This window comes from Candidatus Nitrotoga sp. BS, assembly GCF_927797785.1.
Lineage (GTDB): Bacteria > Pseudomonadota > Gammaproteobacteria > Burkholderiales > Gallionellaceae > Nitrotoga.
Genome location: NZ_CAKMLL010000100.1, coordinates 30,360 through 43,239 on the forward strand (window position 1 = coordinate 30,360; position 12,880 = coordinate 43,239).

12 protein-coding genes are annotated in these 12,880 nt (G+C 48.2%); 1 reads left to right on the forward strand and 11 read right to left on the reverse strand.

Translation table 11 applies throughout. From position 1 onward, the window contains the following. Nucleotides 1-49: 49 nt before the first annotated feature. From MJ769_RS12360 to lnt, 11 genes are all read right to left on the reverse strand, one after another. A complete protein-coding gene (locus MJ769_RS12360) occupies nucleotides 50-3,187 on the reverse strand; it encodes an efflux RND transporter permease subunit (RefSeq protein WP_239237449.1) in 3,138 nt (1,045 codons plus the stop codon). Next, complete coding sequence (locus tag MJ769_RS12365; protein ID WP_239237450.1) at nucleotides 3,181-4,353, reverse strand: efflux RND transporter periplasmic adaptor subunit; 1,173 nt, start codon at nucleotides 4,351-4,353, stop codon at nucleotides 3,181-3,183. The genes MJ769_RS12360 and MJ769_RS12365 overlap by 7 nt, the downstream gene beginning before the upstream one ends. 105 nt (nucleotides 4,354-4,458) lie before the next feature. Further along, entirely contained in the window at nucleotides 4,459-5,100 is a 642-nt protein-coding gene (locus MJ769_RS12370; protein ID WP_239237451.1) for a CerR family C-terminal domain-containing protein, read from the reverse strand. A 208-nt stretch (nucleotides 5,101-5,308) separates the two neighbouring features. Beyond that, a complete protein-coding gene (fabG, locus tag MJ769_RS12375; RefSeq protein WP_239237452.1) occupies nucleotides 5,309-6,052 on the reverse strand; it encodes a 3-oxoacyl-ACP reductase FabG in 744 nt (247 codons plus the stop codon). Beyond that, nucleotides 6,049-7,005 carry an ACP S-malonyltransferase gene (gene fabD / locus MJ769_RS12380; protein ID WP_256445726.1) on the reverse strand — a complete coding sequence of 319 codons (957 nt, stop codon included), beginning with the start codon at nucleotides 7,003-7,005 and terminating at the stop codon, nucleotides 6,049-6,051. The genes fabG and fabD overlap by 4 nt, the downstream gene beginning before the upstream one ends. A gap of 23 nt (nucleotides 7,006-7,028) precedes the next feature. Further along, entirely contained in the window at nucleotides 7,029-8,015 is a 987-nt protein-coding gene (locus tag MJ769_RS12385; RefSeq protein WP_305854711.1) for a beta-ketoacyl-ACP synthase III, read from the reverse strand. Next, nucleotides 7,985-9,022, reverse strand: a complete 1,038-nt coding sequence (gene plsX / locus MJ769_RS12390) for a phosphate acyltransferase PlsX (protein WP_239237454.1) — start codon at nucleotides 9,020-9,022, stop codon at nucleotides 7,985-7,987. Before plsX ends, MJ769_RS12385 begins: the two co-directional genes overlap by 31 nt. Before the next feature lie 102 nt (nucleotides 9,023-9,124). After that, nucleotides 9,125-9,304 (reverse strand): 50S ribosomal protein L32, encoded by a 180-nt coding sequence (rpmF, locus tag MJ769_RS12395; RefSeq protein ID WP_239237455.1) that lies wholly within the window; start codon nucleotides 9,302-9,304, stop codon nucleotides 9,125-9,127. Nucleotides 9,305-9,334: 30 nt separating this feature from the next. Then, on the reverse strand, nucleotides 9,335-9,859 hold the full coding sequence (locus MJ769_RS12400) for a YceD family protein (RefSeq protein WP_239237456.1): 525 nt from the start codon (nucleotides 9,857-9,859) through the stop codon (nucleotides 9,335-9,337). A 130-nt stretch (nucleotides 9,860-9,989) separates the two neighbouring features. Beyond that, nucleotides 9,990-10,235: a GIY-YIG nuclease family protein gene (locus MJ769_RS12405; RefSeq protein WP_239237457.1), complete on the reverse strand. Its 246-nt coding sequence runs from the start codon at nucleotides 10,233-10,235 to the stop codon at nucleotides 9,990-9,992. Between the two features lie 23 nt (nucleotides 10,236-10,258). Then, nucleotides 10,259-11,779 (reverse strand): apolipoprotein N-acyltransferase, encoded by a 1,521-nt coding sequence (gene lnt / locus MJ769_RS12410; RefSeq protein WP_239237458.1) that lies wholly within the window; start codon nucleotides 11,777-11,779, stop codon nucleotides 10,259-10,261. A gap of 140 nt (nucleotides 11,780-11,919) precedes the next feature. On the opposite strand from lnt, the gene MJ769_RS12415 reads away from it, so the two are divergent. Further along, nucleotides 11,920-12,645 (forward strand): HAD-IA family hydrolase, encoded by a 726-nt coding sequence (locus MJ769_RS12415; RefSeq protein WP_239237459.1) that lies wholly within the window; start codon nucleotides 11,920-11,922, stop codon nucleotides 12,643-12,645. Nucleotides 12,646-12,880 lie beyond the last annotated feature (235 nt).

The following is a 12,880-nucleotide window of genomic DNA, read 5'->3' on the forward strand; positions in this document are numbered from 1 at the left end:
GCTTTTGTGAAATAGTTATTTGTGCAATGTTTCATATTAATAAATCGCGCTATTTTTTGGATGATGCATGATCGTCTTCTTGATGTCTGCGCGGATGACCGGGAAAGATGCGACGAATGACAACAAAGAATACCGGTACTAAAAATACCGCCAGAACCGTTGCCGCTATCATCCCCCCCATGACGCTAGTGCCAATGGCTTGGCGACCATTTGCCCCTGCACCTGAAGAAATAGCCAAGGGCAGTACACCTAAAATAAATGCGATTGATGTCATTAAGATGGGACGGAATCTTAGCCGACAGGCTTCCAGCGTAGCATCAAACAAACTGTAGCCACGCTCCTGCAGGTCACGCGCAAACTCAATAATCAAGATCGCATTTTTGGCCGAAAGCCCAATGATAACTATAAGTCCTACCTTGAAATAAACATCGTTTGGCATGCCTCGCAACGTCATGGCTAGCAGTGCGCCAAGGATACCGATGGGTACTACCAGTAGAACCGCTACTGGAATTGACCAGCTCTCATAAAGCGCTGCCAAGCACAAAAATACGGCAATTAACGAAAGGCCAAATAGTAATATGGCCTGGCTTCCAGACAATCGTTCCTCATAAGATGTTCCAGACCATTGAAAACCAAAACCGGTTGGTAATTGGCTAGCCATTTCCTCCATTGCTGCGATTGCATCACCGCTACTCCGACCTGGAGCGGGGCCACCGGAAATTTTCATTGAGGGCAGGCCGTTGTAACGGTCCAGTTTTGGCGATCCGACATCCCAGTGTGTCGAAGTAAATTCGGACAAGGGCACCATTGCGCCCTGAGTATTTCGTACCGGCAAGCGCAATATTTCCTCAGGTGTCGTCCCTACGCTTGCTTCTGCTTGCATCTGAACCCGCAGAATGCGTCCTGCACGCACGAAGTCGTTGATATAGGCAACGCCCAGTGCTGATTGCAGGGTTTCATTCAAGTCAGCCAGGTCGATACCTAATGCACTTGCTTTTAGTCGGTCAATATCCAGCCGCAATTGCGGTCCCGCTTCTTGTCCCTCTGGCCGTACGCCCGCTAATGCTGAATTTTGACTGGCTATGCCCAATGCCATATTACGCGCTTCAAGTAGTTTTTCGCGTCCCTGACCAGCGCGATCCTGCAAGCGAAAGTCGAATCCGCCCACAGCGGCTAACTCTGGAATGGGTGGAACATTAATGGAAAAAATCATGGCTTGCTTGATGCGAGACAGTGTCATGTTGGCACGTTTGACTATAGAAGAAGCAGAGTTGTCTTTTGTTGGGCGCGCATCCCAGCCCTTAAGTCGAACGAAAGCAATCGCTGCATTTTGACCACGGCCAAAAAATGAAAAGCCAGCCACGCCGATAACGTGTTCAATCTCGGGCTGCTTAAGATAAAACTGTTCTACTTGAGTAAGAACTTCGAGCGTACGTTCTCGAGTAGAACCCGGGGGCAACTGGATCACGCTAATAAAATAACCCTGGTCTTCCTCGGGCAGGAAGCTGGTTGGTAAACGTGAAAACAGTCCCCCCACCGCAACCAGAATGACAGCATAGATCATAAGATAGAGCCCGATCTTTTTTAAAACGTGTCCCACGCCAGATTTGTAACGTTGGGTCGTTCTGCTGAAAAAACGATTAAACCAGCCAAAGAAACCTTTGCCAGGTTTTTTCTCATGCTCAGGTACGTGTTTCAGCAATGTGGCACACAGTGCTGGTGTTAACGTTAAAGCCATCAACATTGAAAAGGCTATAGTCAGTATCAGCGTTACCGAGAATTGGCGATAGATGGCTCCGACAGAACCACTAAAGAAAGCCATCGGAATAAACACTGCAATTAGCACTAAAGTGATGGCGATAATGGCATTTATAATTTGCCCCATCGCCTTGCGCGTGGCTTCGCGTGGGTGTAATCCTTCTTCTGTCATGATACGTTCGACATTTTCCACGACCACAATGGCGTCATCCACCACCATGCCGATAGCTAACACCATGGCAAATAACGTCAAAGTGTTGATGGAGTAGCCTAATACGTACAGACCAACTGCGCCTCCGATGAGCGCAATCGGTACCACGATAGTTGGAATGATCGTGGCACGAAAGTTTCCCAGGAATAGATACATAACTAAAAAAACAAGGACCATCGCTTCAGCCAAAGTCTTCAAAACTTCCCGGATGGATATTTCAACAAATTGAGAGGTGTCGTAAGGCACAACCCAATCGATTCCTTTTGGAAAAAATTTAGCTAGCTCAGTCATCTTGGCTTTGACAGCTTTAGCGGTATCCAGGGCATTGGCACCTGGTGATAAGCGAATGGCTATGGCTGAAGATGGTTGACCATCAAGACGAGCGGAAACGGAATAATCTTGTGCCCCTAATTCCACCGACGCTACGTCTTTGATGCGCACTGTGGAGCCATCCGGGTTGGCGCGCACAATAATGTTGCCGAATTCCTCAGGGGATGACAATCTCCCTTGGGTAACAATGACCGCGTTCAATTGTTGGCCAGCCATTGCTGGTAGTTGTCCCAACTCGCCCATGGCAAGCTGTATGTTCTGCGCTCGTACAGCGCGTGAAACATCGCCTGGGGTCAAGCTGAAGGCGTGAAGCCGTTCTGGCTGAAGCCATATTCGCATTGAATATTCGGTGCCAAAAAGTATTCCTTCACCTACCCCGGGCACACGCCGGATGCTCTCCAGCAGGTTGGCCGCTGCATAACTGCCGAGCGCAACGTTATCGCGGCTTTTGTCTGGCGAAATAAGTGACACGAACATCAAGTAATTTCGTGCTGATTTCGCCACAGTTACCCCCAAGCGGCGCACATCCTCTGGTAAACGCGCTTCGGCACGCTTGATGCGGTTTTGGGTTTCAACCGAGGCAATGTCCAGATCAGAGCCCGCTTCAAAGGTTAGTGTGATAGTGCCACGGCTCAGTTCGGAGGACGAATCCATGTACAGCAAGTGTTCGATGCCGTTCAATTCTTGCTCAATCAAGGCAACGGCGGTTTCCTCAACTACTTGGGCGGAGGCACCAGGGTAGCTGAGAGTAATAGCCAGAGCGGGAGGAGCCACAGCCGGATAAGAGGTGACGGGCAAGCTGCGTAGCGCGAGCCCCCCGCCAAGCAGGATTACCAGGGCGATAACCCAGGCAAAAATGGGGCGGTCTATAAAGAAATTGGCTAACACGACAGCCCTCTATTTTTCGCTTGGGCTATTGCCATTGGGGTATTTGTAATTGCAGCTTGATTTAAGGGTACGGGCTTCACAATGCTGCCCGGCTTCACTTTTTGCAAGCCGTTGACAATTACCTGTTCCCCACCTTTTAACCCCTCGGTGATGATGAAATCTGCACCCGACATACTGCCAGTTTTAACCCGCTGTATGGCCACCTTGCTCTGGGAATCTACAATCATCACAAATTGCCCTTGTGTATCCGCTAACAGAGCACGTTGAGGTATTTGGATAGCGTTGTCGATATTGGCCTCGGGGAAGCGAATGCGAACAAACATCCCGGGTAGCAGTTCTTGCTTAGGATTTGGAAACTCTGCTCGAAGGGAAACGCTATTGGTACTGGGATCAACGGCCAAATCGGAGAATAGAAATTTGCCCGATTGGGGATAAATACTTCCATCTTCAAGAATCAGCTCAATTGTTGTTGATTCGGTTCGTGTCAATCCCCCAGCTTTAAATGCCCGTTGAAGTCGGAGAGTGTCGGCACCCGATTGCGTGAAATTTACATAAAGTGGGTGAACCTGTTCGATAGTTGCAAGCAGTGTGGCTTCATTACGGCCCACAAGCGCACCTTCGGTAATTTGGGAGCGTCCTATGCGACCGGAAATAGGCGCGGGTACACGAGTATTGTCCAAATCTTCCCGCGCTTTAGAAAACGTTGCTGCGACCTGTTTGAGCTTGGCATCTGCCAATTCATATTCTTGCGGACTAACTGCCTTCGCGTCTAAAAGGTATTTATAACGTGCTAGCGTTTTACGGGCTGCAGCCACGTCTGCTTTGGACGCATCATAAGCTGTCTGATAGTTGCGTGAAAAAATTTGATACAGCGAATCACCCTCTTTAACATTGCTGCCCTCAATGAATTTCCGTTTTTCAACTACTCCTTCCACTCGGGCTCGTACTTGAGCTGTGCGATATGCCTGAAGACGACCGGGCAAGTTTTGAGTGAGCACTGCCGAGCTTCGCGTAACGGTTATTACATCGACTTCGGGAGGAGGGGGGGGCGTGGCCGCAGCAGGTATTTTTTGAGTGTCTCCAGAACCGCAGCCTGAAAGCAGTATGGGTAAAATAATGGCCGCGCAAGCCGCCTTACAAACTGACAAAAAAGCGTCTTGTTTCATCTGTATCTCCAGTAAATCGTTCGCCTTAATTTGATCAGGTCACCCGAATAATAACCACCATGCAAAGCATTTATAAATAGCTTCTAAATGCTTAAACGCAAGTAATTACGGACATTGGTTTTTTGCAATCTTCTTCAAGCCAGCCAGAGAAAACTCCCCGATATGTATTGCGATGCTTTCGATTTCTCTGTGGTCATAGCGCAATTGGGGATGCAATCGCTGAATGACTGGTTGCGCATGACGGTAATATACGCACTGCCCTAAAATACTGAACACACAGCGGCGCAATTCTGCTTCACTAATTTTATTACCCACGATTTCGCACACCAAATTAGCGACAAACTGATGTACCGGTGCGATGGCCTCCTGTACGATCTTGCCTAGTACTGGGGTTGGTTCCGCCAGTTCGCGCGCCATGAACTGACATTGCATTGAAAATTCATTTTTATCCAGTAGCTGCATCAAAAAATCGTGAATGAAATTAAGTAACCGCTCTTGAGCACAGACTGAGCCTTGATTGATTTTCTTACACAATGTCAGCAGCGGCTCAAAATTCAAGGTAGCAGCGAACAAAGCTTCTTTGCTGCTGAAATAATAATTCACCGCTGCAATATTCACTTCTGCACGGCGGCAGATTTCTCGTACTGTACTTTGTTTAAATCCATTCTCAGAAAAAACTACGCGAGCAACCGCAAGCAAGCGCTCGCGTGTCTGTTCATTTAAACTAGTTTTTGTTTCAGTAATCATGCGGAGATGTGCTCAGTGAAATAACGCTTGGGCAGAGTAGTCTTTCATCTGCGATTCGTTTGCCATCTTTTCAAAAAGATGGCAAACGAATGTATCAAACGCTTGTTTTAAAGTCAATGGAGAGCTTTGTAAATGGGGTTTGAGTCTGAGCGGGTAAATTAACCCAATGGAGTTTAAGTCTGAACTACAGTAAATGAAACCAACTACCTCATTCCATGTGTAATCCACCATTTACATGCAGGGTCGCACCGGTAATGTAAGAAGCGCCTGGACCGGCAAGGAAAACTACGGCAGCAGCAACATCGGCCACTTTCCCCAAGCTTTTTAATGGCACATGCTCAACCAGTTTGTCACGCTGTGGCTGAGACAATGCCTCGGTCATGTCGGTAGCGATAAAGCCGGGTGCGACGCAATTAACGGTGATGTTTCGACTACCAATTTCGCGAGCCAGCGACTTGCTGAAACCGATAATGCCAGCCTTGGAAGCGGCGTAATTAGCTTGTCCTGCGTTACCCATGCTGCCTATCACCGAGGAAATGTTGATAATACGGCCATGGCGTGCCTTCATCATGGCCCGTAGCACGGCACGACTCATGCGGAACACAGATTTCAGGTTGGTCGCAATGATGTCGTCCCATTCCTCATCACTCATGCGGGCTAGCAAGTTGTCGCGGGTAATGCCTGCGTTATTTACCAAAATTGAAATTTCACCGTATTGATTTCGAGTATCGCTGAGAACCTGATCAATTTGTACGGCATCATTGACGTCAAGCGCCATGCCACAGCCCTTGATGCCAGCTGCTGCCAAATATTCACTAATTGCTTGTGCCCCATTGTTGGTGGTTGCGGTGCCGACCACGATTGCACCCTGTCTGCCTAGTTCCAGTACTATACCCTGTCCGATGCCACGACTGGCGCCAGTTACCAATGCGATCTGTCCTTGCAAACTCATTCATCCTCCGGTTGTATTGCCAATACTGTATATGCGGATTTCAAGGCTATGCCATCGTTTAGTGCCAATGCCTGTTGGTTTGTGTCTATGCGTTTGTTCAGAGCCATCAGTACTTTGCCGGGTGAACATTCGACATTATGTGTAATAAATTTTTGACTGAAACGTTGAACAGTTTCCACCCAGCGTACCGGAGAATATAATTGGCGTACGAGCGCATCTTTAATAGAGGGCGCATCCATATAGCTTTTTACATCTGCATTGTGCAGTACTGGGATGGAGGGGGTTTGCATCGTCACGTCATTTAATCTTACTCGTAACAATTCGGCTGCACCACGCAATAGGCTGCAGTGAGATGGTACGCTCATCGGTAGCATCAGCGCGCGTTTCGCCCCTTTGGTCTTGGCTAACTCCATACCGCGTTCCACTGCCGCACGGTTGCCGGCAATCACTACCTGTCCGGGCGTATTAAAATTTACGGCTTCCAACACTTCGTCTTGAGCAGCTTCAATGCACACTTTAAGCACGCTTTCGTCATCCAGTCCAAGAATTGCAGCGATACCTCCTACGCCTTTCGGCACGGCTTCTTGCATGCATACAGCGCGATAACGAACCAGAGGCAAAGCATCAGAAAATTGAAGTGCCCCACTTACCACCAGCGCGGTGTATTCGCCGAGGCTGTGCCCAGCCAGCAACGCCGGTGTTGGAGCATTTAAGCTTTGCCAGGCGCGAAATACCGCTACTCCGGCAGTTAGCATGAGAGGCTGCGTATTCACAGTGTCGTTGAGTTCTGCATCACTGCCCTCCGCAACCAAATGCCACAAGTCTTGTTGCAAGATATCGGAAGCTTCGGCAAAGGTATTGCGCACTACGGGAAAGTCGGCGTAATTATTCATCATGCCGCGTGATTGCGAGCCTTGCCCTGGAAAAACGAAAGCGAATTTAGTTGTAAGCAATTGGAGAATATTTTGAGAAGTAGTTACCAGCGCAGTAGAACTGCACCCCAGGTGAAACCGCCGCCGACTGCTTCAAGCAGCACATGCTGATCGGACTGAATGCGCCCATCGCGAACTGCGGTGTCGAGCGCTAATGGAATGGATGCCGCCGATGTATTGCCGTGATGGGCAACGGTCACCACCACTTTGTCCATGCTCATGCCAAGCTTCTTGGCTGTGGCCTCCATGATGCGGATATTGGCTTGGTGGGGGATTAACCAATCGATGTCAGCACCCTGCATTTTGTTCTCGGCCAAGACCTCTTCCACTACTTCACTGAGTACCTTGACAGCGAACTTAAATACCGCCTTGCCGTCCATTTTAATGTAAGGATCACCGAATATCTTTCCGTCACGTATGCCGCCGTCGGCATGTAACATGTTACGGTGGCAACCGTCGGCATGCAACTTGGCGGACAGAATGCCCGGCACATCGCTACGCTGCAATACCACCGCACCCGCTCCATCACCAAACAATACACAGGTAGTGCGGTCTTCCCAGTTAAGTATTCGGGATAACACTTCGGTGCCTACAACTAAGGCATTGCGCGCCTGCCCACCTCTAATAAACAGGTCAGCAGTAGTTAATGCATAGATAAAGCCGCTGCATACAGCTTGCATGTCGAAGGCCGCGCCATTCTTAATGCCTAGCTTGTCTTGCAGGATACACGCAGTACTGGGTAGGATATGATCCGGCGTGGTCGTAGCGACAATGACCAGATCAATTTCATCCACGCTGACCCCGGCCGCCTCCAGTGCACGTCGACTGGCATGCGCTGCCATGTCACTGGCCTGTTCATCTTCAGCGGCAAAGTGCCGCTCGACAATGCCACTACGGGTGACAATCCAGTCATGCGAAGTTTCGACCAACTTTTCAAGATCGAAATTAGTCAAAACTTTGGTTGGTAGGTAGCTGCCGGTGCCGATAATTTTTGAGTATATCAGGAAGCCTCCCTTGCCTTTTGTTGGCATGTATGGTGCCATTTTTCTATGTGTTCGCTGATGTGATGTAACATGCCGCCTCGGGCTTCTTCGGCGGCACGTTCAATGGCACAAAAGAAGGCAAACGCATCTGCAGAGCCGTGGCTTTTAAGTACGATACCTTTCAATCCTAATAGGCTGGCACCATTGTAACGGCGGTGGTCAACACGACGTTTGAATGCCTTGAGTACCGGAGTGGCAATCAGTCCGGTCAATTTGGTAAACCAATTACGGTTAAATTCCTCACGCAAAAAACCACCCAGCATCTGCGCCAGCCCCTCTGTTGTTTTTAATGCAACATTCCCGACAAATCCGTCGCAAACCACGATGTCGGTTATCCCTTTGAAAATATCGTTGCCTTCGACGTTGCCGTAAAAATTTAAATCGCTTTGCCGCAACAGTTCATTTGCCTGCTTGACAATTTCATTGCCCTTAATATCTTCACTACCGATATTGAGCAGACCCACAGTAGGATTGTTTTTATGTTCAATAGCATGAATCAGAGCAGTACCCATCAGGGCGAACTGCAATAAATTCTCAGCGTTACAATCCACGTTCGCGCCAAGATCGAGCATACAGACTTGTCCCTTGTAAGTGGGCAGAAAGGATGCAATCGCAGGTCGATCTATGCCTGGCAGCATTTTCAGCACATAACGCGCTATTGCCATCAATGCGCCAGTATTCCCGGCGCTTACGCAAGCCGATGCCTCGCCATTTTTTACAAGGTTAATGGCAACGCGCATGGAAGAATCTTTTTTGCTACGTAACGCCAATTGTGGAGATTCGTCCATGCCGACCACTTCACTGGCTGCGTGGATACGCAGCCGTGGTCCGATAGATGTTTTGATGGTGTGCAACTCAGCTTCGATGGCTTCAGGCAATCCAACCAATACGATAGTATCGTTTGGATGTTGTTGCATATATCTCACCGCAGCGGGTATGGTGACGCGCGTTCCGTGATCGCCTCCCATGGCATCAATGACTATTGTGACATCCACCAGGCAATCCTCTTACACTATGTTCAAACTTGAATATTGGGATACTATAGATGCGTCTGCACCTTTCTTATTTTGGTGCGTATCCGCTACTGCAAGAATTGATCAGTCGCCTTTTATTTTGACAACTCTTTTGCCACGATAATAGCCAGTTGGACTGATATGATGACGCAGATGTTGTTCACCAGTGGAAGGTTCAACCGCCAGTGCCGGGCTAACCAGAAAATCATGTGAACGGTGCATGCCACGCTTAGATGGGGATTTTTTATTCTGTTGAACAGCCATATTAACTCCTTGCAAAACCAATAATAAAAATTACTTGTATTTCAACTCGGATAGAACCGCAAATGGGTTTGTATCTATCCGACCTATCTCTTCAACTACATACCCTTCTTGCACAGGGCGACAATCGCCTACAGGATGCCTCGGTGCAAATGGCAGATTCAGTAAAATTTCTTCCTCAAACAAGGCAAGCAAGTCCAAATGGTTATCAACCAAGATGCTATCTATCTCATCTTCTTCGACAGAAGAATCATCCCAATGATTCACCAGAAGCAACTGCGAAATCAGCTTCAATGGATAGGCTATGCCCTGCAAACATCGCTGACACTGTAGCTGGAAAAGTCCGTCCAGCTTCACTTTCAGCATCGGTTTGTCATTCCTGTCACGAAAGCCGTGCAGCGTGTAGTTAATTTTTTCTGTGTGACCGTGTTCAAAACTAACTTCAGGAATAGACAGCTTATCTTGAAGCCGAGGCATCTCAGCCAATGTAATTTCACCGTGCAACTCGCGGTTGTTATTAGCGAAATCCAGGCTATCTATAAATTGCCGTTCAAACATAAGGCGAACATGATATATACCTCACCTGCTTCTGTCAAAAAAGCCTTTCTATATTAATCGTATCGGCTCAATATTGATTTAGCAATGCTTGCCGACAAGTGCCGCGTTATTTGATCTCAATAGGCCGTTTTCATGTTATTTCGAATAATGCTTGTTTTTCGCCACGTGATAATTTTTTGATCTGGAGCTCGCGCTTTAAAGCAGAGGATTTATCGGCACATGACTCGACATGCACTAGGCGCACTGGGCGACGGCCACGAGTGTATTTCGCCGCCTCTCCAGTATTGTGCGCAGCCAGACGCTTTCCCAGATTATTGGTGATGCCGCAATACAGGGTGCCGTCCGCACAACAAACGAGGTAGCAAACCCAGTTCATAGTGAATTCCTCAATGCGCTCCGTCACTTTGATCTTTTTACACTGGAAGAGTGTGTTGGAGGTGAATGAGGGCGTGACCTGTGCTGCACCAGCTTGGCCACGACAAGCATCGTCAGCAAAATAATCAGCACTGCCGAGTTACCCCAGCGCACATACGGTGTGCTGCCGGTATAACCCTGCACCTGTCCGGTTAGAGCACCCTCCACATGCTGTGGCAACCTTTGCTGAATGCTGCCATCGCGCCTGATGATAGAGGTAACGCCAGTGTTTGTGGCGCGCAGCATCATGCGTCCTGTTTCCAGTGCACGCATTTGTGCGATCTGGTTGTGCTGAATCGCTGCGTGCGATTTGCCATACCAGGCATCGTTAGTGACATTTACCAGCAAGCTTGCCTCAGGCAAGTAACGAATGATTTCTTCGCCGAATACATCCTCGTAGCAAATCTGCACGGCAACGCGTTGGCCCGCTATGCGCAATACCGGTTGCCGTTCGCCACCGCGCGCCAAGTCAGACATTGGGATATGCATTACTTCGTTGATGAGCCAACCCAACGCTGGGCGTAATGGGATGAATTCGCCAAATGGCACAAGATGGTTTTTTTTGTAGCTTTGGCTGCTTGCTGTGCCTAGAGTGAATACGCTGTTGTAATTCAGCTCGTTGTCACTTTCAAATGCGCCGATCAGAATATCACCGTCGTTTTGCTTAGCGTGATTGCGCAAATCATTCATGTAACTTTGCGGCAGATCATGGCGAAATAGTGGTAATGCAGTTTCCGGTAAAATGATCAAACGCGCATCGGTCTGTAGCACCAGCCGGCGATAGATTTTCAGCGTGTCGACAAGCTTCTCTTCATTGAATTTAAGATCTTGCGGAATATTGCCCTGCAACAATGCAACCTTGAAAGGATCCCCTTCAGGTTGTGTCCAGTCTATGCCACGCAATGCAGCAGCACTGGCCCAAAGTACCAAAAGTGCCGCCAGCGCTGCTTTACCCTGGGTATTCCAGCGCATTTGCCATATTAGCGCCAGTAACCCTGCGCTTAAAGTTACCGCTAGTGAAACACCATAAACGCCGAATAGTGGCGCATATCCCACCAGGGGGCTGGCAGATACTTGCGAATAAGCCACTGTCAGCCAGGGAAAACCAGTAAACAGCAGTCCGCGTATCCATTCCAGAAGCACCCACAACGCAGGTATTAAAAATATCAAGCGTGCCCAGGAAGGAACCCGCAACATTGCCTGTAAATAACCAATTAACGCAGGAAATAGCGCCAGGAATGCAGCGAGCAGAGCGGTGGTGAAAAGTGCCAGTAAGACCGGCATGCCGCCGTAATCATGCTGTGCAATGTATAGCCAGCCTGTACCGGCACTGAATAAACCAAAACCAAAGAAAAACCCCAGCCATGCTGCCGCACGCTTCCCGTTTGCCCTTTGCCACAGCCAGAACAGTGCAGCGAGTGTAAAGATAACAAGTGGGAATAGTGAGAAGGGTGCAAAGCCTAAAACGGTTAGCAGGCCAAGACAAAAAGCTATAATGAGTTTCACTGAAAATTTTCACCGGGTTGATCTTGTCAATTATATGACTTCCCCCATATTATTTAAAATTACATCGGGAAACGTTGAGTTCGACTAAAATGCAAATGAATTTTTTATGAGCATTGTTAAATCATTAATGGAAGTGCGGAATGAAAACTAAAGCTATTATTTTTGACGTAGACGGCACGTTAGCAGATACCGAAGAGGCACATCGCCTCTCATTCAATAAAGCATTCAAGGAAAATAATCTCGACTGGAACTGGGATGTCGCCTTATACGACAAGTTACTTAAAGTAACCGGTGGCAAAGAACGAATCAAACATTACGTTGCTGATTATGTGCCTGATTTCAAGAAGCCAGTTGATTTTGATGGCTTTGTGAAACACCTTCATGAAGTAAAGACCGCGCATTACACCGCGATGTTACGCGAAGGGGGTATTCCATTGCGCCCAAATATTAAGCGCCTGATTACCGAGGCCAAACAGGCAGGCATGAAGCTTGCAATTTCTACCACCACTTCACTGGATAACGTTGTCACACTTTTACAACAGGGGTTGGGTGCGGATAGCGAAGCACTGTTCGACGTCATTGGTTATGGCGATCTTGTCCAGCATAAAAAACCTGCCCCCGACATTTATTTTTGGGTGTTGGAGCGGTTGGGCCTCGATGCTGCTGAATGCATTGCGATGGAAGATTCTGAGAATGGCCTGCGCTCCAGCCTCGCTGCCGGATTAAAAACGTTTATTACCATTAATCACTACACCAGCAAACAGGATTTTTCGGGCGCGTCAGCGGTTCTGGATGACTTAAGCGACTTGGAAAGTTTTTATCAGGTTGCGGGTCTCGATTTTTCTGAAGATGCGGTTTCTGCGTAATTTTGGACCCATATTTTTCCTGCGTCATTCAGATAGGTAAATACACGCATTGCTGAACAGCCAATGTAAGTTTTAATGGTACCCGCTTACTAATCTAATTAAAGCGTGCTCGTGGCGCATGACAACCATAGGGATGATACGCGTCGCAATCGTGTGGCATAACACTCACGCTCCGTTTCTTAACTAGTGTAGTGAACCGTAATTAATGGAACTAATAACAATGGTGCCTGTCTCA

Coding starts and splice junctions, on each gene's coding strand:
- MJ769_RS12365 (WP_239237450.1), bottom strand. CDS start 4,353: ATGAAACAAGACGCTTTTTTGTCAGTTTGTAAGGCGGCTTGCGCGGCC.
- MJ769_RS12370 (WP_239237451.1), bottom strand. CDS start 5,100: ATGATTACTGAAACAAAAACTAGTTTAAATGAACAGACACGCGAGCGC.
- fabG (WP_239237452.1), bottom strand. CDS start 6,052: ATGAGTTTGCAAGGACAGATCGCATTGGTAACTGGCGCCAGTCGTGGC.
- MJ769_RS12385 (WP_305854711.1), bottom strand. CDS start 8,015: ATGCCAACAAAAGGCAAGGGAGGCTTCCTGATATACTCAAAAATTATC.
- rpmF (WP_239237455.1), bottom strand. CDS start 9,304: ATGGCTGTTCAACAGAATAAAAAATCCCCATCTAAGCGTGGCATGCAC.
- MJ769_RS12400 (WP_239237456.1), bottom strand. CDS start 9,859: ATGTTTGAACGGCAATTTATAGATAGCCTGGATTTCGCTAATAACAAC.
- MJ769_RS12405 (WP_239237457.1), bottom strand. CDS start 10,235: ATGAACTGGGTTTGCTACCTCGTTTGTTGTGCGGACGGCACCCTGTAT.
- MJ769_RS12415 (WP_239237459.1), top strand. CDS start 11,920: ATGAAAACTAAAGCTATTATTTTTGACGTAGACGGCACGTTAGCAGAT.